Origin of the sequence: Nodosilinea sp. LEGE 07298, assembly GCF_015207265.1 — a bacterium.
Taxonomy (GTDB): domain Bacteria; phylum Cyanobacteriota; class Cyanobacteriia; order Phormidesmidales; family Phormidesmidaceae; genus Nodosilinea.
In genome coordinates this window covers 1-19218 of sequence record NZ_JADEXE010000031.1, presented here as the reverse complement: position 1 = coordinate 19218, position 19218 = coordinate 1, and the positions used below count along the sequence as shown (strand labels likewise).

Annotated in this window: 20 protein-coding genes; 11 read left to right on the top strand and 9 right to left on the bottom strand. The window is 55.1% G+C overall.

The features are described from left to right. Positions 1 to 123 precede the first annotated feature (123 nt). The 4 genes from IQ273_RS06625 to IQ273_RS06610 all read left to right on the top strand — a co-directional run bounded on the left by IQ273_RS06625 (position 124) and on the right by IQ273_RS06610 (position 4012). On the top strand, positions 124 to 1302 hold the full coding sequence (locus IQ273_RS06625; RefSeq protein ID WP_194022385.1) for an amino acid ABC transporter permease: 1179 nt from the start codon (positions 124 to 126) through the stop codon (positions 1300 to 1302). A 3-nt stretch (positions 1303 to 1305) separates the two neighbouring features. Continuing rightward, positions 1306 to 2523, top strand: coding sequence for an amino acid ABC transporter permease (locus IQ273_RS06620; protein ID WP_194022384.1), 1218 nt, complete (start codon positions 1306 to 1308; stop codon positions 2521 to 2523). 216 nt (positions 2524 to 2739) lie between these two features. Further along, positions 2740 to 3519: an amino acid ABC transporter ATP-binding protein gene (locus tag IQ273_RS06615; RefSeq protein WP_194022383.1), complete on the top strand. Its 780-nt coding sequence runs from the start codon at positions 2740 to 2742 to the stop codon at positions 3517 to 3519. Between the two features lie 109 nt (positions 3520 to 3628). Next, positions 3629 to 4012: a DUF2358 domain-containing protein gene (locus IQ273_RS06610; protein WP_194022382.1), complete on the top strand. Its 384-nt coding sequence runs from the start codon at positions 3629 to 3631 to the stop codon at positions 4010 to 4012. A gap of 2 nt (positions 4013 to 4014) precedes the next feature. Here the strand turns inward: IQ273_RS06610 and IQ273_RS06605 are convergent, their stop codons facing one another. Beyond that, positions 4015 to 4857 carry a Uma2 family endonuclease gene (locus IQ273_RS06605; protein WP_194022381.1) on the bottom strand — a complete coding sequence of 281 codons (843 nt, stop codon included), beginning with the start codon at positions 4855 to 4857 and terminating at the stop codon, positions 4015 to 4017. Positions 4858 to 5029: 172 nt separating this feature from the next. On the opposite strand from IQ273_RS06605, the gene IQ273_RS06600 reads away from it, so the two are divergent. Then, entirely contained in the window at positions 5030 to 5443 is a 414-nt protein-coding gene (locus IQ273_RS06600; RefSeq protein WP_194022380.1) for a hypothetical protein, read from the top strand. A 128-nt stretch (positions 5444 to 5571) separates the two neighbouring features. Here IQ273_RS06600 and serS read toward each other — a convergent pair whose 3' ends face one another. Both serS and IQ273_RS06590 read right to left on the bottom strand, forming a co-directional pair. After that, positions 5572 to 6849 carry a serine--tRNA ligase gene (serS, locus tag IQ273_RS06595; RefSeq protein ID WP_194022379.1) on the bottom strand — a complete coding sequence of 426 codons (1278 nt, stop codon included), beginning with the start codon at positions 6847 to 6849 and terminating at the stop codon, positions 5572 to 5574. A 71-nt stretch (positions 6850 to 6920) separates the two neighbouring features. Then, the gene (locus IQ273_RS06590) at positions 6921 to 7160 is read right to left on the bottom strand and encodes a NifU family protein (protein ID WP_017299982.1); all 240 of its coding nucleotides are present in this window, start codon (positions 7158 to 7160) and stop codon (positions 6921 to 6923) included. Positions 7161 to 7345: 185 nt separating this feature from the next. Here IQ273_RS06590 and IQ273_RS06585 point away from each other — a divergent pair, with 185 nt between their 5' ends. Then, the gene (locus tag IQ273_RS06585; protein ID WP_194022378.1) at positions 7346 to 8305 is read left to right on the top strand and encodes an orange carotenoid-binding protein; all 960 of its coding nucleotides are present in this window, start codon (positions 7346 to 7348) and stop codon (positions 8303 to 8305) included. A 346-nt stretch (positions 8306 to 8651) separates the two neighbouring features. Next, entirely contained in the window at positions 8652 to 8981 is a 330-nt protein-coding gene (locus tag IQ273_RS06580) for a hypothetical protein (protein WP_228052447.1), read from the top strand. 204 nt (positions 8982 to 9185) lie between these two features. Here IQ273_RS06580 and IQ273_RS06575 read toward each other — a convergent pair whose 3' ends face one another. Beyond that, on the bottom strand, positions 9186 to 9329 hold the full coding sequence (locus IQ273_RS06575; RefSeq protein ID WP_194022377.1) for a chlorophyll a/b-binding protein: 144 nt from the start codon (positions 9327 to 9329) through the stop codon (positions 9186 to 9188). 160 nt (positions 9330 to 9489) lie between these two features. Continuing rightward, the gene (locus tag IQ273_RS06570) at positions 9490 to 9702 is read right to left on the bottom strand and encodes a chlorophyll a/b-binding protein (RefSeq protein ID WP_194022376.1); all 213 of its coding nucleotides are present in this window, start codon (positions 9700 to 9702) and stop codon (positions 9490 to 9492) included. A 191-nt stretch (positions 9703 to 9893) separates the two neighbouring features. On the opposite strand from IQ273_RS06570, the gene IQ273_RS06565 reads away from it, so the two are divergent. Further along, entirely contained in the window at positions 9894 to 10658 is a 765-nt protein-coding gene (locus tag IQ273_RS06565; protein WP_194022375.1) for an SDR family NAD(P)-dependent oxidoreductase, read from the top strand. A 318-nt stretch (positions 10659 to 10976) separates the two neighbouring features. Here IQ273_RS06565 and codA read toward each other — a convergent pair whose 3' ends face one another. Both codA and IQ273_RS35700 read right to left on the bottom strand, forming a co-directional pair. Continuing rightward, positions 10977 to 12209 carry a cytosine deaminase gene (gene codA, locus IQ273_RS06560; RefSeq protein ID WP_194022374.1) on the bottom strand — a complete coding sequence of 411 codons (1233 nt, stop codon included), beginning with the start codon at positions 12207 to 12209 and terminating at the stop codon, positions 10977 to 10979. A 219-nt stretch (positions 12210 to 12428) separates the two neighbouring features. Continuing rightward, on the bottom strand, positions 12429 to 12617 hold the full coding sequence (locus IQ273_RS35700) for a replication restart DNA helicase PriA (RefSeq protein ID WP_194022373.1): 189 nt from the start codon (positions 12615 to 12617) through the stop codon (positions 12429 to 12431). Positions 12618 to 13272: 655 nt separating this feature from the next. Here IQ273_RS35700 and IQ273_RS06550 point away from each other — a divergent pair. Next, positions 13273 to 14133, top strand: coding sequence for a transglutaminase family protein (locus tag IQ273_RS06550; RefSeq protein WP_194022372.1), 861 nt, complete (start codon positions 13273 to 13275; stop codon positions 14131 to 14133). Between the two features lie 23 nt (positions 14134 to 14156). Here the strand turns inward: IQ273_RS06550 and IQ273_RS06545 are convergent, their stop codons facing one another. After that, positions 14157 to 15989, bottom strand: coding sequence for a protein kinase domain-containing protein (locus IQ273_RS06545; protein ID WP_194022371.1), 1833 nt, complete (start codon positions 15987 to 15989; stop codon positions 14157 to 14159). 524 nt (positions 15990 to 16513) lie between these two features. Here IQ273_RS06545 and IQ273_RS06540 point away from each other — a divergent pair. Both IQ273_RS06540 and IQ273_RS06535 read left to right on the top strand, forming a co-directional pair. Then, positions 16514 to 18259: a bifunctional diguanylate cyclase/phosphodiesterase gene (locus tag IQ273_RS06540; RefSeq protein ID WP_194022370.1), complete on the top strand. Its 1746-nt coding sequence runs from the start codon at positions 16514 to 16516 to the stop codon at positions 18257 to 18259. A gap of 46 nt (positions 18260 to 18305) precedes the next feature. Then, positions 18306 to 18677, top strand: coding sequence for a cupin domain-containing protein (locus IQ273_RS06535; protein WP_194022369.1), 372 nt, complete (start codon positions 18306 to 18308; stop codon positions 18675 to 18677). On the opposite strand, the gene IQ273_RS06530 is transcribed toward IQ273_RS06535, so the two are convergent. After that, positions 18678 to 18893 (bottom strand): hypothetical protein, encoded by a 216-nt coding sequence (locus IQ273_RS06530; protein ID WP_194022368.1) that lies wholly within the window; start codon positions 18891 to 18893, stop codon positions 18678 to 18680. Positions 18894 to 19218 lie beyond the last annotated feature (325 nt).

Below are 19218 nucleotides of genomic sequence, written 5' to 3'. Positions count from 1 at the left end.
CTAGACTGCGCCTTTTTCATAAATCCTTGTAACAAATTGAACTTTTCTTGACATCACTCTTGGATTATTTTGCATACAGCTCTTACACGACTTGACTACACGACCTAACCGCAGGTGACATAGATGGCCCACGATAGCGGCAGCAAATCCTTCAATTTGAAGGCAATGCTGCGGGATGAGCGATTCTGGAAAATTGCCTTTCAGGTAATCACCCTGCTCGTTGTCTTTCTCTTGCTGAGCTTTTTCCTGGGCAACCTGAACCGTAACTTGATTCAGATGGGGCGGGCTTTTGGCTTTAGTTTTTTGCTCAACCCCGCTGGCTTTAGCATTGGTGAAAGCCTGATTCAGTATCGCCCCAACGACCCTTACTGGCGAGCGCTAATGGTAGGGCTGGGCAATACGCTAACCCTGGTAGCAGCGGGTATTGCCCTCACCACTGTGCTGGGTACAGCGGCGGGCGTGGCCAGCTTTTCTAAGAACTGGCTGGTACACAGGCTCAGCCGGATATACGTGGGCCTGGTGCGCAATGTGCCGCTGCTTCTACAGCTATTCTTTTGGTATTTCGCTATTTTTGGTGCTCTGCCCAGCCCAGATAACCAAATTGGCGTGCTGGGGTTGGCTTTTTTAAATAACCGGGGGGTTTACATTCCCTGGGCTAGCAGTGCTGTGCTGGCGGTGCTCGGCATTGCGGCCACGATTGGGGCGGCGATCGCGGCCTTTTACCTGTGGCAGTGGCGCACCAAAATTCGCATTGAAACCGGTGCCGGTGGTCAGACCCAGCTAATTGCCCTAGCGGTATTGGGCCTGGTCTGGTTAGCCATTATCGTCTTTGGCATGAACTGGACTGTGCCTGAGGGCATTGAGGGCGGTGGCGTTACCGGCGGTCTGCGGCTGTCGCGGGAGTATGTAGCAGCTCTCACCGCTCTGGTGTTTTATACCTCGGCCTTTGTGGCCGAAATTGTGCGGGCGGGGATTCAGTCGGTGTCGAAGGGCCAATGGGAAGCGGCCCGTTCCCTAGGGTTACATGCGGGTATCGTGATGCGGCTGGTGGTCTTTCCCCAGGCGCTGCGGGTAATTATTCCGCCCATGAACAGCGAGTACATGAACCTGACCAAGAACACTAGCCTGGCCTTTGCGATCGCCTTTCCCGAGATGTATTCGGTGGCGACCACCACCTACAACCAAACCGGGCGACCGGTGGAAGTGTTTGTGGTGCTGATGGCCACCTATCTCATTCTTTGCTTACTCATCACCCTGGTAATGAACCAGTTCAACCAGGCCGTACAGTTCAAGGAGCGCTAAGCCATGACCACCGTAACTCCCGATTCGTTTTCCTCAGCGCCTCCTGAAGTCGTTGGCCTCGGGCCTGTGGCCTGGGCCAAAAAAAACCTGTTTAGCGACTGGTTCAACAGCCTGCTGACCGTTATCATTGTCGGCATTTTTAGCTGGGGAGCTATCCGGCTTACGTCCTGGGCTTTAACTACTGCCCAGTGGCAGGTTATTCCCAACAACTTTGGCCTGTTTATGACCGGCACCTTTCCCTCCGGTCTCTATCCGCGCATCTGGGCCTTGCTGGCGATCGTCTGCGGCCTGGCGGGCCTGTCGTGGGGAGTGCTGGGCCGCAATGTCTCGACCCTGTTTAGCCGCAGCGTGCTAATTGGCCTGGGGCTGGTGTGTGCCTTTATTGTGCTGTTTCCGCCTACGCGACCCAGTTCCCTCAAGCTGTTGCCGATGGTGGCTCTGGTGGCGATCGCAGCCGCGGCGGGCCGACAGGCGGGGCGCAAGTTTCCCAGCATTGGCAAGTGGGTGTCGCTGGCCTGGTTTTTATCGTACTTTGCCGCCCTCTGGCTGATTGGCGGTGGCCTGGGGCTCACCCCCGTGTCCACCAACGACTGGGGCGGGCTGGTGCTGACGCTGTTTACGGCTGTCAGCGGTATTGCCCTATGTTTTCCGCTGGGGCTGCTGCTGGCCCTAGGGCGGCGCAGTGCGCTGCCGGTGGTGCGGTGGCTGTCTACCGCCTACATTGAGCTGGTGCGAGGGGTGCCCCTGGTGGCCCTGCTATTTATGGGCCAGGTGATGATTCCGCTGTTTTTACCGATCGGGTCGCGGCCCGATCGCATCTTGCGAGCGATTATTGCGTTGGCCCTGTTTAGCGCCGCCTACCTGGCCGAAAACGTACGAGCTGGCCTGCAAGCGGTGCCCCGAGGCCAGAATGAAGCGGCGATGTCGCTGGGGCTGAATACGCCTACGACCCTGGGTCTCATTGTTCTACCTCAGGCCCTCAAAATTGCCATTCCGGCGATCGTAGGTCAGTTTATTAGCCTGTTTCAAGACACCACTCTGTTGTCGATTGTGGGTTTGGCAGAACTGCTGGGCATCGGTAAATCGATCTTGGCCAACCCGTCCTACCTGGGCCGTTACGCTGAGGTTTACCTGTTTCTAGCCGTGATCTACTGGCTGTTTTGCTACGCCATGTCGCTGGGCAGCCGCAAAATTGAAGAAAAGCTCAACACTAGCCACTAACGTCGTGTCTACTGCCCCTGGGCATGGCTGGGCCAGTCTTTCCCAGAGCAAATGTCTCTCCGTGTAACAGTTAACAGTCTGGAATTCAGAAACCCTCTAGGGTTAAGGCAAAATAGCATTATCCGCCTTGGTTAAAGGTACTGAATGCTTTTGAATTCGTTGTTTGTGCGTTGTTAATGACCCCACTTGGGGTCTGAACTTAAGAGGAAAACGTTCATGACACAGTTTCAGACGGAGCAGCCATCGGCCCAACACACAGGCACGGAGCCCGTTATTGTTGCCCGCGACGTCGAGAAGTGGTACGACAATGGTTTCCACGTGCTTAAGGGCGTCACCATGACGGTCTACAAGGGCGAAGTGCTGGTGGTTATGGGGCCGTCTGGATCGGGGAAATCAACTTTTATCCGCACCTTCAATGCCCTGGAACCCTATCAAAAAGGCAGCATTGAGGTAGACGGCATCACCATTTCCCACGACCTCAAAAATATTGAGGCTATCCGCCGCGAGGTGGGCATGGTGTTTCAGCAGTTCAACCTGTTCCCCCACCTGACGGTGCTGCAAAATGTCACCCTGGCCCCCATTTGGGTCCGCCGCTGGCCCAAGTCTAAAGCCCAGGAGGTGGCTATGCAGCTGCTAGAGCGGGTCGGTATTTTAGAACAGGCCCATAAGTTCCCGGGGCAGCTTTCGGGGGGACAGCAGCAGCGGGTAGCGATCGCCCGTTCTCTAGCCATGCAGCCCAAGGTAATGCTATTTGACGAGCCCACCTCCGCCCTCGACCCAGAGATGGTGCGTGAAGTGCTGGATGTAATGCGGGGTCTAGCCGACTCAGGCATGACCATGGTCTGCGTCACCCACGAAGTCGGCTTTGCCCGCGAGGTCGCCGATCGCGTTGTGCTCATGGATGGTGGCTACCTGGTCGAAGAAAACACGCCCCAGGAGTTCTTTAGCAACCCCCGCGAGGATCGTACCCAGAAGTTTCTCTCCCAGATTTTGTAGGGCACTAGCTGCTAGAGCGGTTCAGGCGAAATCAACCTCAGGCTCCAGGTGCTGTCGTCGATAATGTCGATAATAAAGACGACGGTACTTGCCTAGAGAGGCCACCTGCATGGATATCCTCGACCAAATTCGCCTCGACTATCAGCACTTCCCCAAAGACCAGAGCTACCACCTGTACGCCGAAAACGTGTACTTCAAAGACCCGCTCAACGAGTTTCGCGGCGTCGACCGCTACCGGAGCATGATCGGGCTAATCGATGGCTTGTTTAAGCAAGTCAACCTCGATCTGCACGGTATAGAGTACGCCACTCCCACTCAAATCAACACCCACTGGACCCTAAGTTGGGTAGCCCCTGTGCCCTGGCAGCCGCGCATGAGCATTCCTGGACACAGTGAGCTAGCCCTCGGCGAAGACGGCAAGGTGATTTCCCACATTGACTACTGGCACTGCTCTCGGCTGGCGGTGCTGGGTCAGCTATTTGGTAAAAAATAAGGCTAAATTTCGTCGGGGTCTACCCCAAGTTCGCGCAGCCGCTGTGCTAAGCGATCGGCTCGCTGCTGAACGTCTTGTGTCTGAAGTTGGGCCTGCCGTTTGGCTTGATATTCTTGCTCTGTATCAGTCAATAGCCAGTTTCCCTGCGCATTGCACCACCGTAGCCAATGGCCTGGAATACCTTCAAATTCACCTTCCCAAACCCCTAATCCGATATTTAAATCGCTGAGCCAAATGGATAGGGGAGATGGGTTAACACGTTGCTCTTCGTACTGGCGACCAATTAGCTTAAAGTAGCGCAGTCGTTGAGTGTATCGACTGTAAACCACATAGTGGGCTACTCGTAGGTAAGTTTCGTAGACATCTAACTTGCCCGGTATTTGGTTCAAATCTACGGGTTCTGGACTCACTTCCTCGCTTTCAACCTGATCTTCCTCTTGGTAGAATCGGCCCAAATCTTCCTGCTCAGTTCTGGGCGATAAAAATTCCACAACTACTGCTGGAGCAACACCCTCCTGCCATACTACATAGCTGCGACGCAGGTCATAGCCGTCGTAGAGTCGGGGAACACCTACCGCTAGAAACCAATCGGGCCGTTTGTGCCAGAGGGGGTGGTGAACATCGTAGTAGAGGTTTAAATCGGATCCGGTAAACCACTGATCACGGCTGTAGTCGCTCAAAGCCAGAGTACGACTTAAAAGCTGAGGCTGTAGATCATGAAATTCGTCAGGCAAGCCGGGTTCCTCTGGAAACTCGCTGGGGAGGTCGTACATGGTTGGCAGCGTTTCACGCGGCGATCGCGGTGGGTTAGTCTGCGCGACGGAGTGTCCCGTTGGGTAGGTCATAGCTGGCCGAGGGCGACTGGGTTGCCTCCTATTATAGAGAGGGTATAGAGACGGTTAAAGCGGCTCCTCCTAGGCAAATTAGGGAGAAGATGGCTAACATTGCTGTCAAAAGTCTGTCAAAAGCTGAGATCGATTTGGGTGGGAGAACATGGGTATGCGAACAATACAGGGTATGCGAACAATACAAAAGACATTGGCCGGAGCTTGTTTACTGTTTGGGCTATCCATTTCGCTGCTGGCGACCGCTCAAATCGCCGATGCTGATGACGATCTGGAAGATCTAGCCGAAACCGGCGCTGCTCTAGTGCTGTTTGGCCTAGCGCCTACGGCCCTAGGCGGCTGGCTAGCGTGGAATCTGCGCCACAGCAACCGGCAAACATCCCAGTCTCTATCACTACAGCAGGAGCAGATGTTTCTACAGCTGCTGCAAAACCAGGCGGGAGACCTCACCATCATTCAGTTTGCGGCAGCAGCGCAGTTGCCGATCGAGCAGGCCAAAACATTTCTCGATCAAAAAGCCCAGCTGCTCAACGCGACCTTTGAGGTAAAAGACACGGGCGCGATTGTTTATCGCTTTCCGCTCTAGAGGCCCAAGGGACTCGCGAGAAAATAAGATACCTGCTGATCAGACTTCGACTTCGCTCAGCCCTCGATCGCTGAAGGTTGAGCGAAGTCGAAACCTGGCTACCTGGTACATCATTAACCCGCAAATTCCTAAAGGTATTCGCGCCCCAGGTAAGGTTGCAATACCTCGGGCACGCGCACCGAGCCGTTGGCTTCCTGGTAATTTTCCAAAATGGCGGCCATGGTGCGGCCAATAGCCAGCCCCGACCCGTTGAGAGTGTGCACGTATTGAGTGCCTTTTTGCCCCGCTGCTTTAAAGCGCACATTGGCCCGGCGGGCCTGAAAATCGATACAGTTTGAGCAGCTAGAGATCTCACGGTAGCTGTCCGAGGAGGGCATCCAGACCTCGAGGTCATAGGTTTTGCAGCTTGAGAACCCCAGGTCACCCGTGCAGAGGGCCAGCACCCGGTAGGGCAGCTTAAGCTGTTGCAGAATATCTTCGGCATCCTTCACCAGCGCTTCTAGCGCATCAAAGGAAGTGTCGGGGTGAACAAATTTGTACATCTCCACCTTATTGAACTGGTGGAGGCGAATCAGGCCCCGCGTGTCTTTGCCGTAGCTACCTGCTTCGCGCCGAAAGCAGGGCGTGTAGGCGCAGTAGTGAATGGGCAGCTGGTCGGAGCTTAGAATCTCATCGCGGTGCAGGTTGGTGAGGGGTACCTCAGCCGTGGGGGTTAGCCACAGGTCGTCGTCGCGGCACTGAAAGCTCTCTTCGGCAAACTTGGGCAGCTGGCCCGAAGCGGTGAGGGCGGCAGAGCTAACCAAGTAGGGAGGAATGACCTCGTAATAGCCTGCTTTGGTATGGCGATCGAGCATGAAGGAAATCAATGCCCGCTCCAGAGCAGCCCCGACCCCCATCAATGCCACAAAGCGGCTTTGGGCGATTTTTTCGGCAGCGCGTTTAAAGTCGAGAATACCCAGGGTTTCGCCAATTTCCCAGTGGGGTTTGGCGGGCTGCTGGGGCAAATACTGATCGCCCCAGCGGCGCACTTCTACATTTTCGGTTTCGTCTTTACCAACCGGAGTGGAATCGCTAGGCAGGTTGGGTAAGGCCAGCAAAATGCCGTCAATCTGGGCCTTAATCTCCCGCTCTTTGGGCTCTAGAGTTTGCAGCTCGCTCTTGACCTGGTTACCCTCGGCTTTGAGAGCGGCTACTTCTGGCCCGTTGGGGGCAGCCCCAGCCTTGATAGTCTGGCCGACCTGCTTGCCGATCTCGTTGCTGCGGGCCTGTAGCTGCGATCGCGCCGTTTCTAGCTGGCGCTGCTGCTGGTCTAGCGCTAGTAGCGGGGCTAGATCGTACTCACCCCGCTTGCCCAGAGCGGTCTGTACCCGCTCTGGATTTTCTCGTATTTGCTTTAGATCCAGCACAGCAGCCCTCTAAAATCTGATTCTCTGGCGTCAGGAAAACCCCTTGCCAATAGAACAGAATATCAGCATTCCTAAAATACCTGCTCGATCTCAGCGATTTCAGGAATAAACTCGCGCAGACGGCGCTCAATGCCCATGCGCAGGGTCATCGCAGAGCTGGGGCAAGAGCCACAGGCCCCCTGCAGACGTAGCTTAACGACAGGTCCATCAATTTCTACCAGCTCTACGTTGCCGCCGTCGGCAAGCAGGTAGGGGCGCAGTTCGTCTAAGACCTGCTCCACATTGGGGGGGGTAAGGGCAAGAGTTTCCATGGGTGATGTTTGCCAAAATTATGGGTTGACTATCCCCATTCTAGAGATTTTGCCCCTAAATCAAAGCACGCGATCGTATGGTTGCCATTGATCTTGCGTGGATGCCCTTTGAATGTTAAATTTTGTAAGGAAATGTTTCAAAATTTACAGTCATTTCGCCCAGTACCCTTTGAGGAAATCACAGTATGCCGTTCACACTCGATTCAGCGCGCAATATCTTCCCCAGTACCCTCACTGCTGATGCGGTACCCGCCACTATTGCTCGCTTTACGCAGCTGAGTGCAGAAGACCAACTGGCATTAATCTGGTTTGCCTACCTCGATATGGGCAAAGGCATCACCATTGCGGCTCCTGGCGCAGCAAGCATGCAGTTTGCTGAGGCTACCATGAATGAGATCAAAGCCATGTCGTTTCAAGAGCAATCGCAGGTCATGTGCGACCTAGCCAACCGAGCCGATACCCCCATTGGCCGCACCTACTCCACCTGGTCGCCCAATATCAAGCTGGGATTCTGGTACAAGCTGGGCCAATGGATGGAAGAAGGCTTTGTTGCCCCCATTCCCGAAGGCTACCAGCTGTCGGCTAACGCCTCAGCGGTGCTGCAATCAATTCGCAACCTGGAGTCGGGGCAGCAGATTACGGTGCTACGCAATGCCGTGGTTGACATGGGCTTTGACGCCAAGCAAATGGGCTCTTACACCCGTGTGGCCGAGCCTGTAGTGCCACCCCAAGATGTTACCCAGCGCAGCCAGGTCTCCATTGAGGGAGTCAACAACCAAACGGTACTGGCTTACATGAACAACCTCAATGCCAACGACTTTAATGCCCTCATCGAGCTATTTACCGATGATGGTGCGCTGCAACCCCCCTTCCAGCGCCCCATCGTGGGCAAGGCCAACGTGCTGCGTTTCTTTCAGGAAGATTGCCAAAATCTCAAACTGATCCCTGAGCGTGGGGTTACCGAACCCGCCGCTGATGGCTTTACCCAAATTAAGGTTACCGGCAAGGTGCAAACGCCTTGGTTTGGCGCTGGAGTCGGCATGAACATTGCCTGGCGGTTTTTGATTAACCCCGAAGGCAAAATTTTCTTTGTGGCGATCGATCTACTGGCCTCACCCAAAGAGCTGCTAAACCTAGTGCGGTAGAGCCTTGTTAAGGTATCGCTAGAGACTGGGTCAATATCTTGGTATTTCCCTGCAAAAGCTGCTTTTCTTTTTTGGCTACCTAGTTAGGCCCGCTTAGTCTTAAACAAAAACCACTCTCGCCTGAGGGTGGTTTTTGGTTTATGAGAGCTTGCAAAAGCCTGTAATATTCCTTAATATAGATAAATATCCATAGTTGCTACACAGATATAGCTAAGGCTGATACTCACTGTGGGCTCAGCCTTAGCCTTATCTAAGCTAGGTTCTTCCTCAAGCATTGCGATAGTGCTGGGTATGGGCTCAAGAATCATCTATGGCGGCTTTTCATCCTTTTTTCACCCCTCTAATCATGCAGACCAGCGAACTCCAGTGGACATCTCAGGAGCAGTCCATTGCTAAGACCGCCTTCGATAAGGCCTACGAACGAGAGATAAAAGCTTTAGTGCAAGTGGTGCGAGATCAAGCCAGTGCCGTGGCTAACACCGATGACATTTGGCGTCTGCACGACTTTCTGAGCGCTCGTCGCCATGAGCTTGATGGTAAATATGACGGACGAGAAGCAGCGCTAATTTTTGTATTTGCTGACTTAGTCAAAGAGGGTTGGCTGAGTTTAGACGATTTAGGAGGTCTAGACCCCCTTAAGCTGTCTAAGATAACTGCCCTGACCCGAATGATGTGAAGGCTAGCTGCACATTAGCTACAGCGGTAGTCCCATTGATCAGGATCTCAAAAAACTCTAAGAGCGCTTGAGCGCTGGCTCTGGGCCATGACTCTATCAAGCTGATGACAGCTATATCAGCAAGCCCAGGCCAACAAAGCCAACAAAAAAGGGGAGCAAACTATTGCTCCCCTTTTTCTATTCAATTGTCAGGCTGTAGGCAAACTACATGATGCCGATTTGAGACAGAATGCCCTGACCGGTCAGAAACTCGGTGGCTACACCAATTACGAAGCCCAGCATCGCTAGGCGACCGTTCCAGGTTTCTGCAAAGTTGACAAAGCCGAACTTGGTTTCGTTGGTTTCCATGATGGATATCTCCTAGGTGTATAGAGGGGCAAAAATCAATATCCTGTTACTTAATGTAACATGGGTTTTTGGGCCGTAGGTCTGAGAACGATAACTTTATTCGATTGACACGATAGAGAAACTCGGTGTGAAGGCGTTCAGATGACGCGCCTAAGTGAGCCTACAGATTGGTGAGCCAGGTGACGATGCCGTGACCAGTAGCAGCCTCGAAGAGTACCGCAGATACAAAGCCAATCATGGCTAAGCGACCATTTAGCTTTTCGGCGTACTCGTTGAAGCCAAACTGCTGGCTGTCATCGACGTAAACCTTAGGTTCAACGGCGAAGTTGTTGAGGCGACCGCCATCTTCGGTGGTGTAACCGCTAGTGGTCATAGGATGTTCTCCGTTTCTTGCTTCTGTAAGCTTAGTGTAACGCAATGTAAACAAATATTGCTAAGTTCTTTACATTTTGGAGCGGGTAACTGTCGCTGTACATTGGCTATAGGTGCCCTACCGCCCCAGTTACGGGGGCTAAGCTTGATTCGCAAAAGGTTTGGGCGCGTCACCACTAGTGGCAATGACGTATGACGTTGATCGATTTACAAGGCAGCACGGTGTTGGTGACGGGCGGCTCCCGAGGCATTGGGGAGGCGATCGCCCGCACCCTGCACAAAGCGGGGGCATCGATCCTGCTCCACTACAGCCATGGAGAGGCTGAGGCCAACCAAATTGCCGCCGATTTGGGACCTGAACGCATTCACGTGGTGCAGGCCGATTTAGCGGTGCCGGGGGCGGCCCTGGCGCTGTGGCAGCAAGCCCTGACCCAGGGCGAGGTTATTAACGCCGTGGTGAATAACGCCGCCACTATGCCTGCCGCCGCTATTACAGATCCTTGGGAGCAATGGTCGACGGCTTGGCAGGACACGCTGCAAGTCAATCTGATTGCTATGGCCGATCTGTGTCGGGAGGCTGTAGGCCACTTTCAAGCCCAGGGCGGCGGTACGCTAGTGAACCTGGCCAGTCGAGCCGCATTTCGGGGGGATGGGCCAGAGTTTATGGCTTATGCGGCCTCGAAGGGAGGGGTGATTGGTCTCACTCGCAGCCTAGCGAAGGGGTTTGCCCAAGATGGGGTGCGGGCTTATGCGATCGCGCCTGGCTTTGTACGCACCGATCGCATTGAACAGGTAATGGCGGAGCGAGGAGCGGAGTATGTTACCCGTGATATTCCTATGGGTGCCCCGGCAGAACCGCAGGATATTGCTAACCTGGTGGCGTTTTTGGTGGCGGGGTTAGCGCCTCATGCTACCGGAGCCACCTTTGATGTGAATGGGGCGTCTTATTTTCATTGAGGGTAGGGGCAAACACCGTTTGCCCTGGCTGGTAGGGTGGGCACTGCCCACCATTAAACTCAGGTTTTCTCAGCTCAATATCTAGGCTTGCGGCGCACAATTTGGGTCAACGCCAAATCTATTGCTGGGGCCATTTCGCTGGCCTCAGACCCCCGTCGACAAGGACGTTCCGTCGTCCTTGACCTCACGGAAAGGAGGGATTAATCATCAATTTAAACTTCTGTTTTGCAAAGGAGCCTGTAGGCAACACTCACCTTCCTAATCTCCTTACCGTCTTCACCCTTCCCTTTCTCCTCCACCCGTCCACCCATCCATCCCCTACGCCCACTTCACCTCTGCGGGGGTTGTCTGCACTAGCAGTTTGCCGTGGGAGAAGACGTGGGTGACGGCGGCGCGGCGGCGGATGGCATCGTAGGGGCTATCCGCATCCAGCACAATTAAGCTGGCGGGTTTGCCTACCTCCAGGCCATAGATCTCTTGAACAGCAAGGGTTTTAGCGCCATTGGTTGTGATCATGTTGTAGCAGGCGGCGATCTCGTCTTGGCCGGTCATTTGGCAAACGTGGACGGCCATGGCGGCGACATCGAGCATGTTGCCGGTGCCTAAGCTGTACCAGGGATCTTGGATACAGTCGTGGCCCAGGCTGACATTCAGGCCCTGCTGCCAGAGTTCTTTGACGCGGGTGACGCCGCGTCGCTTGGGGTAGGTGTCGGTGCGGCCCTGGAGGGTGATGTTGATCAGCGGGTTGGCGATAAAGTTGAGATTAGCGCGGGCCAGCAGTCCCATGAGCTTGAAGGCGTAGGCGTTGTTGTAGCTGGCAAAGGCGGTCGTGTGGCTGGCGGTGACTCGCGATCCGAGGCCCGATCGCACGGTACAGGCAGCGACCACTTCTAAAAAGCGCGACTGGTCATCGTCGATTTCGTCGCAATGTATGTCGATCAGGCGATCGTAGTGCTGAGCTAGCTCAAAAATGCGGTGCACCGACTGCACCCCGTCTTCGCGGGTCATTTCGTAGTGGGGAATGCCGCCTATCGCATCGACCCCTAGTTTGAGGGCTGTTTCCATCAGCTCCAGATTGCCGGGGCTGCTGTAGAGGCCGTCCTGGGGAAAGGCGACAATCTGAACTGTCATCCAGTCTTTGACCGCGTCGCGCACCTCCAGTAGGGCTTTGAGGGCTACCAGGTTAGTCTCGCTGACGTCGGCGTGGGTGCGTACAAACAGCACTCCCTGCTGGGCCTGGAGCTTGAGTGTGGCGATCGCGCGTTCTTTGACATCCTCTAGGGTGAGCGACTGCTTGCGATCGCGCCAGATCTCAATGCCCTCAAATAGGGTGCCGCTTTGGTTCCAGCGGGGCTGACCGGCGGTAAGCGCCGAGTCAAGGTGAATGTGCGACTCCACAAAAGGAGGGCTCACCAGTTTGCCCCCTACGGCAATTTCTGCGATCGCCGAGGCTTTTAGGTGAGATTCAATGGCCCCGATCAGGCCATTTTCTAGCCCAATGTCAACCAACTCACCGCTAGGGATCCGACATTCCCGCAGAATAAAATCCATACCTAAGCCGTCCTGGGGCAAACCGTACTGTAGCGCTGGCTTTGACTATACCAATTTGGTCAGGGCTGAGACAGGCTTTGAGAGACAGCAAAAGACCCTAAATACAAATGTCCCCGACATAGCCGTGAAGGCCAGTCGGGGACATCTAAAGTTGGGTATTTGAGCTTGGTAATCAGGGTGCCGTAGACCAAGACTCCTTACATGTCTCTGGCGCAGCAGCTAGCAGGCCGAGGTGGCAAACAATCCTGGGGCATAGGCTTCAATGACTTTGCCGGTGCGGGCACAGGTAATCATGAGATAGTCGCAGGCCCCACACTGAGTTCGCACCAACTGGTCGGGATCAATATGGTGCCTTTCGGCTAGATGCCCACAGTTTGGGCAATGAACTTGTTGAGAATGACCAATCATGTTGTGACTCCGGCAGCTTTTAATGAATAAATCAGAAATGTTATCTGTGAACTGTTTTAGGTAAAAAGAATCTCGCAATGGTTTATCTCACTGCGAGAACTGTTGATAAAGTGGCAGGTTAAAATTGCTGCGTTCTCTATAGGTTTTATTATTACGTTGTTTTATGGGAGGTGCAAGCTTATTTTATAAATGCTTAACCTTGGGATCATGTGAGGGCGGGTGATCCCCGCCGTTGGATAGAGCAATCCTGGTGAAATTACTAGCCTGTTTGGTTCACTGGATAGAGCAGCGTCAGCGCTTCGTTTGGTTTAGAAAAAACCTGAAAGGTTGGATCCTGGCTAACAGGTTTTAGCGTTAACAGGTTTTGACAACAGGCTGCCTGTTGTCAAAAAAATGAAAATGGAGTAGACAGTTTTTAGACTGTTCTGTCGGGGATCAGTCATCAAGAACCAAGGTGAGGGGCCGATTAATAAAGACCCCATTTTGGAGCCGACTGGCAATTTGGCTACAGGGCCAAAATCGAGGGTCTGATACCGTTAATCGAGTTTGGTCGTCTAAAATAAGGCTTTTTTGCGCTTTTTTAAATAGTTGGTTGTTTGTAAAACGCCATGAGATTGCCTCAACTACACCGTCCCTTGCCAGGTTTCTGCTCTCCATGCGCTATCGAATTCATCACCTCACTCACTACCGCTATCAGCAGCCAATTACCCTGCGCCCCCACGTTCTACGTCTGCGCCCTCGCAGCGATGGTGCCCAACAGCTCCTCAGATTTGACTTGGAGGTAACCCCCAAACCTAGCCAACAGACGGCGATCGCCGATCTGGACGGCAACTCTACGGTGGGGCTTTGGTTTGAGCCCACTCCGACCGAACAGTTTACCCTGGTGACTACCGCTGAGGTGGAAACCTATCGCTCAAACCCCTTTGACTACCTCGCCGAATCCTGGGCCAATACCCTGCCGGTAGACTATCCAATGACCGTGCGCTCTACCCTGCTGCCTTACCTCAACCCAGTTCACGAGCCCATTGCGGCGGGTGTCGTAGACTTGGCCCAGGCGATCGCCCACCGCACCGACGGCAATGTAGGGTTATTTTTGACGGCCCTGGTATCTCACATCTACGAAACCTGCGACTACACCATCCGAGCCACCGGTCACCCCTGGCCAGGGGGCATTACCTGGGCCAAAAAGCTGGGTAGCTGTCGCGATTTTGCGGTGCTGTTTATGGAAGCTTGCCGAGCGGTGGGGCTGGCGGCCCGCTTTGTCAGCGGCTACGAAGAGGGCGACCCTACTATGGCCGATCGCGATCTGCACGCCTGGGCCGAGGTATACGTACCCGGCGGCGGCTGGCGCGGATTTGATCCAACCCACGGGCTCGCGGTCAGCGATCGCCACATTGCCCTAGTCGCCAGCCCCTTTCCCAGCCAAACCCTGCCGGTTTACGGCAGCACTCAGGAGGGCAGTCGGGTTAGCTCTGTCTTAGAAACCAACATTAGCGTGGCCACGCTAGACCCTTGAGGCTCCACCCACTCCAGTACTTCCTACCGTCCCAAAGTCTGGCGCGCCTGCTGGCGCAGCTCTTTAGCCGGGCCGTAGTTGGGGTTGAGCTGTAGAGCCTTTTCGAGGGCAATGATGGTTTGGTCGTAACGTCTTAAGGTCCAGGTGGCCTCGCCGCGCACGGTCCAGGCTTCTGCCGACTCGCGGTTGCGGGCGATCGCCTGGTCAACGGCTGCCAGGGCTTCCGCCGATCGCCCTAGCTTTTGCAGCACCCGCCCCCGGTCTAGCCAGGCCTCAAACATGGCGGGCATGAGGCGGTTGGTGCTTTCGTACAGAGCGAGGGCCGCCAGCAGCTTACCCTGCTGCTCTTCGGCGTTGCCTTTGCTGCGCACCGCTTCGGGGTAATAGGTGCTGTAGGCCAGAGCGTCGTCGCAGGCGGCAATGGCCTCAATGGGGCGCTTGAGGGCAATCAGCGTCTTGCACCGCCCCAGGTAGGCGGCAGCATACTCTGGCTGAATCTCTACGGCTTCGTTATAGGTGGCCAGGGCATCGGGGTAGCGGCCCTGATTCAACAGGCGATCGCCCTGACGAGTTAGAAAGGTGGCCTTTTCCTCGGGGGGCAGCAGCAGGCCTAAGTCGGTTGTCAACGTTGGCACGGCTGCTGCTTGAAAAGGAATCGCCACCCCGCCCCCATTCAGCTCAAGGGCAATGGTCAAGCCACTGCGCCAGAGCACCAGGCCAATAGCCAGCGCTCCCAGTACACTGCCGACAACCAGCGATCGGCGGTGGGGAAGGGGCTGAAAGTCCGAGACGTTTGCTTCGACGGCGGCTATGGGCTGCGAAGCTGCACCCTTGCCATTGCTATAGGCCAAATCGACTGGAAAAAGGGAGGTTGAGTCTTGGTCGTCGGCAAAAGCCGTGGGTTCTGAGGTTTCGGTGGGGCCGACAGCGGTATTGCTATCGTCATCAGGGAAGGTTGGCCCCCGCCCATTGGCCCCTTTCATCCAGGTTTGGTAGATTTGGGTGCCCACTAACCCATGCAAAGGGTTAGGCAGGTTTTGCAGCGCCTCCAGGGCCTCTTGGGCGGTGGGGTAGCGATCGCGAAAGTCGTAGCGCACCATTGTGTCGAGTACCGCCGCCAGCGACGACGACACCGTTGGCGCGTGCTGACGCCAGTCGATCTCGCTGGTCACCGGGTCTTCCTCCAGCCTTTGGGGATGCATGCCCGTCAGCGCCCGAATACCCAAGATGCCAACCGCGTACACATCGCTACTAAATCGAGGCTTGCCCGCATACTGCTCGTTTGGCATGTAGCCGTGGGTGCCAATGGCTACTGTAATGTTGGTGGCCCCGGTTTCGGCATCGAGCAAAGGCGACGAAGTCACCTGCTTAACCGCCCCAAAGTCGATCAGCACCAGCTTGCCGTCGCGGTGGCGACGAATCAGGTTAGACGGCTTAATATCACGGTGAATGACCTGCTGACGATGCACGAAAGACAAAATCTCCAGCACCTCCTGTAGCAGCAGCACCACCCGAGTCTCTGACCAGGGCTTACCCTCTTCAACCTGACGATTGAGGCGGCTGCCCTCTATATATTCCTGGGCTAGATAAAATTCCTGGTCTTCTTCAAAGTGGGCCATCAAGGAGGGAATTTGGGGATGGTTGCCCAGCTGATACAGCACCCGTGCTTCGGTGTCGAAGAGGCGACGGGCCATATCGAGGGTGCCAGTATCTTTATCCTGCACCTTGAGCTGCTTGATGACGCAGCGAGGATGGTTGGGCAGGTGTATATCGGTCACTAAAAAAGTACGGCTGAACCCTCCTGACCCCAGCCGCCGGACAACCTGGTACCGCCCCCCTAGTAGTGTTTGCTCCATGCTGCCCAAAATGCCTTCGTCAGCCTGGCTATTTAATCACAGACCCGTACCTATCACAGCAACCATCGCCGTGCTGTGGAGGCTGCTTGTTGGTGGCCTGGCTTCCCTGAGATCAGGCCAGAACTGCCGTCGCTCCAGGGTGTTGCCCTTGGTTACTAGGTCAGTCTCGGTAAATTAATGCACGACCCTGAGGTAACAGTTTTAGTGTAGGCCCTGAGAGGCAACCCTGAATTGCTCACAGCGGGTAACGTTCAACGACTCACATATCCTTTACAGCACTTTATCTTAAGTTTCTAAAGTCAGGCTCTGCTCACTGCATCTCACGGACTGTGGCCCACACACGTTTTCTTTAGGGTAAGCCTGAGAACGTTCCCAGAGATGCAACTCGAGACGCAACTCCATCAGCATTTTGGGCACGTTAGAGCTATCAAGCGCGATCGCGCCCCTCGTGACTCATATTATAGATAACTCATATTTGTAAACGGTATGACTTGTTCCATCCCCTCATTACCCTCTTAGACCCTATGTCACAGCCCCCCTGCCCAGATGCTGAGATGTACCTGGCTGTGCTCAGCCATCTACCCCATGCGGTAATTGTGGTAGACGCGGCGGGGGCACTGCTCTTTAGCAATGCCCCCGCACAGGCACTGCTGCCGGGGGGAGTAGCGGGTCTAGGGGGCTGCGGTGAGCCATCAAGCTACCAAGTGCTCGATGGTCATCACCGCGCCTTAGCTGGCGCTGATCTGCCGCTGAACCGGCTTTTGGGCGGCCAGTGCCTGCAAGACGAGGAGCTTTTGCTGGTAGCCAGTGCGCCCGCCTGCACCCACTGGATTACGGCAACCGGAAGGCCGTTGGCAGGCCCCGGCCAGGCTGCCGCGCTGCTTGTCCTACAAGATATTTCTGCTGCTAAGCAGCAGGAGGCCAATCTGCTCCAGCAAGCGTTCCACGATACCCTGACCGGGCTACCCAACCGAGATTTGTTTATGGATCGCCTGGGTCATGCCCTGGCCCGCACCCATGACCAGCCCCAGGTGTTGATGGCGCTGCTGTTTATCGATCTCGATCGCTTTAAGGTCATCAACGACAACCTGGGCCACCAAGTTGGAGACGATCTGCTGATCGAAATAGCGGCCCGGCTGCGATCGCAGCTACGCCCCGACGTCACCATCGCTCGTCTAGGGGGCGACGAGTTTGCTGTTCTACTCGAAGACATGGCCACTAGCTCTACCGCTATTGACCTGGCTGAGCAGATTCAGGCGGCCATTGCTCAACCCCTGTTGCTGCAGCAGCAGGAGGTGTATGTCGAGGCCAGCATTGGTATTGCCCTAGGCCCTGCCGCCTATAAAAGCGCTAGCGACTGGCTACGTGACGCCGACGTCGCCATGTACCAGATTAAAGACAACCCCAGTCACGCCTGGCACGTGTTTGACAACTCTCTACGGGTGCAGCAAGACCTGCGCCTGCGCACCGAAATAGATTTGCGTCAGGCCCTGATGAGTAATGAACTGCGGCTGCATTACCAACCGATCGTCATGCTCAATACCGAAGAAATCTGCGGTTTTGAGGCGCTGGTGCGGTGGCAGCACCCCACCCGAGGGCTGCTGCTGCCGGGAGAATTTATCCACATTGCCGAAGCTACCGGGCTGATCATTCCTTTGGGCTGGTGGGTGCTGGCCGAGGCTTGCCGCCAGATGCAGGCCTGGACGCTGGCGTTTCCGGCCATGGCCAACTTTACGGTCAGCGTCAATATGTCGAGCAAGCAGTTCTCCCAGCAGAACCTAGTGGAAAGAATTCAGCAGATTTTGGCTGAAACCGGCTTTTCGGCCAACCGGCTCAAAATTGAAATTACCGAAGGTGTGCTTATCGATCACTCAGACAGCATTATTGATACCCTGGAGCAGATTAAGGCGCTGGGCATTAAGCTGCTGGTCGATGACTTTGGTACCGGTTATTCGTCGCTTAGCTACCTGCATCGCTTTCCCTTCGACTGCTTAAAAATTGACCGCTCGTTTATTGAAAACGCCGATCAAGACTTTGAAAAACTAGAAATTTTGCAGTCGGTGGTGCGCCTGGCCTGGAACCTCGGTCTCGATGTGGTGGCCGAAGGGGTTGAAACCACCCGCCACCACGCCCAGCTCAAGGCGCTGCGGTGCGAGCTAGGCCAGGGCTATTTGTTTTCGCGTCCGCTGGCACCCACGGCCATTGAAGCTATGATGGCGGAGAAAATTGCCCAACGGCTCGACCCTGCCCCGGTTACCCAAGCGTCTTAGTCGGGGCAGGTTGGGCGAGAAGGCTCTGCCCACACGGTTGCCTGCCATGCTGATTCGTAAACTACTCGACTGCCCCGAATTTGTCGCCGGTGACGGCACTCAGCTACGGGAACTGCTGCATCCTGATAAACAAGACATTGCCCTGCGCTATAGTCTGGCCCACGCGGTCGTGCCAGTGGGTCAGGTGTCTACCCCTCACGCCCTGACCACCTCCGAGGTGTACTACATTCTGGCCGGGCAGGGGGAGATGCACATCGACGACGAAACCAACCTAGTGCAGCCCGGCGATGCGGTGTACATTCCGCCCCAGGCCCGCCAGTACCTTCGCAATACGGGCGATCGCCCGCTGGTGTTCATTTGTCTGGTTGATCCGGCCTGGCGGCAGGAAGACGAAACGGTGTTTGACCCCGCTGACTAGCTAATGGATTAACGCCGATCGCAGGATACTCTGGAGTGCTGTGCGCAGCTTTCCAAGTCGGGATCGCCAGAAGGCGTTAACTCGCTGCCAAACGGTGCGGCGGGGACGCAGGCTACAGCGCTTAAGCTGCCGCAGGAGCTGATCGACTACGGCATCGCTCTGGGCGAGTTGGGCGGCCACACAGTGGGGTTTGTTGCGACAAGACGTACATAACATGGATCGTTGAGCCTGACAGGCTCGAAGATAGAACGTGGTACTGCTGGGCAAACGGGAGTAGATTCCCGGCTTTCTATATATTGCTTCGCCAACGATAAAAGCTGCTCACTTTGAACCGAATACATTCTGAAGGTTTACCGATGGCCTCGATGCTCGTGTCTCAATAGTCTGGCCAGTTCATTTTCTGGAAGGGTGAATCTAGTTCCACCCAAGTTTGTGTCGAGTAAAATAGGGGTAGAGCGCTTAGGAGGCCAACGTGATGGCCAAGCAACGACGGAAGCGTGGAACCGCAGGCGATAAAACGATTTGTCTTCCCATTGCAGAC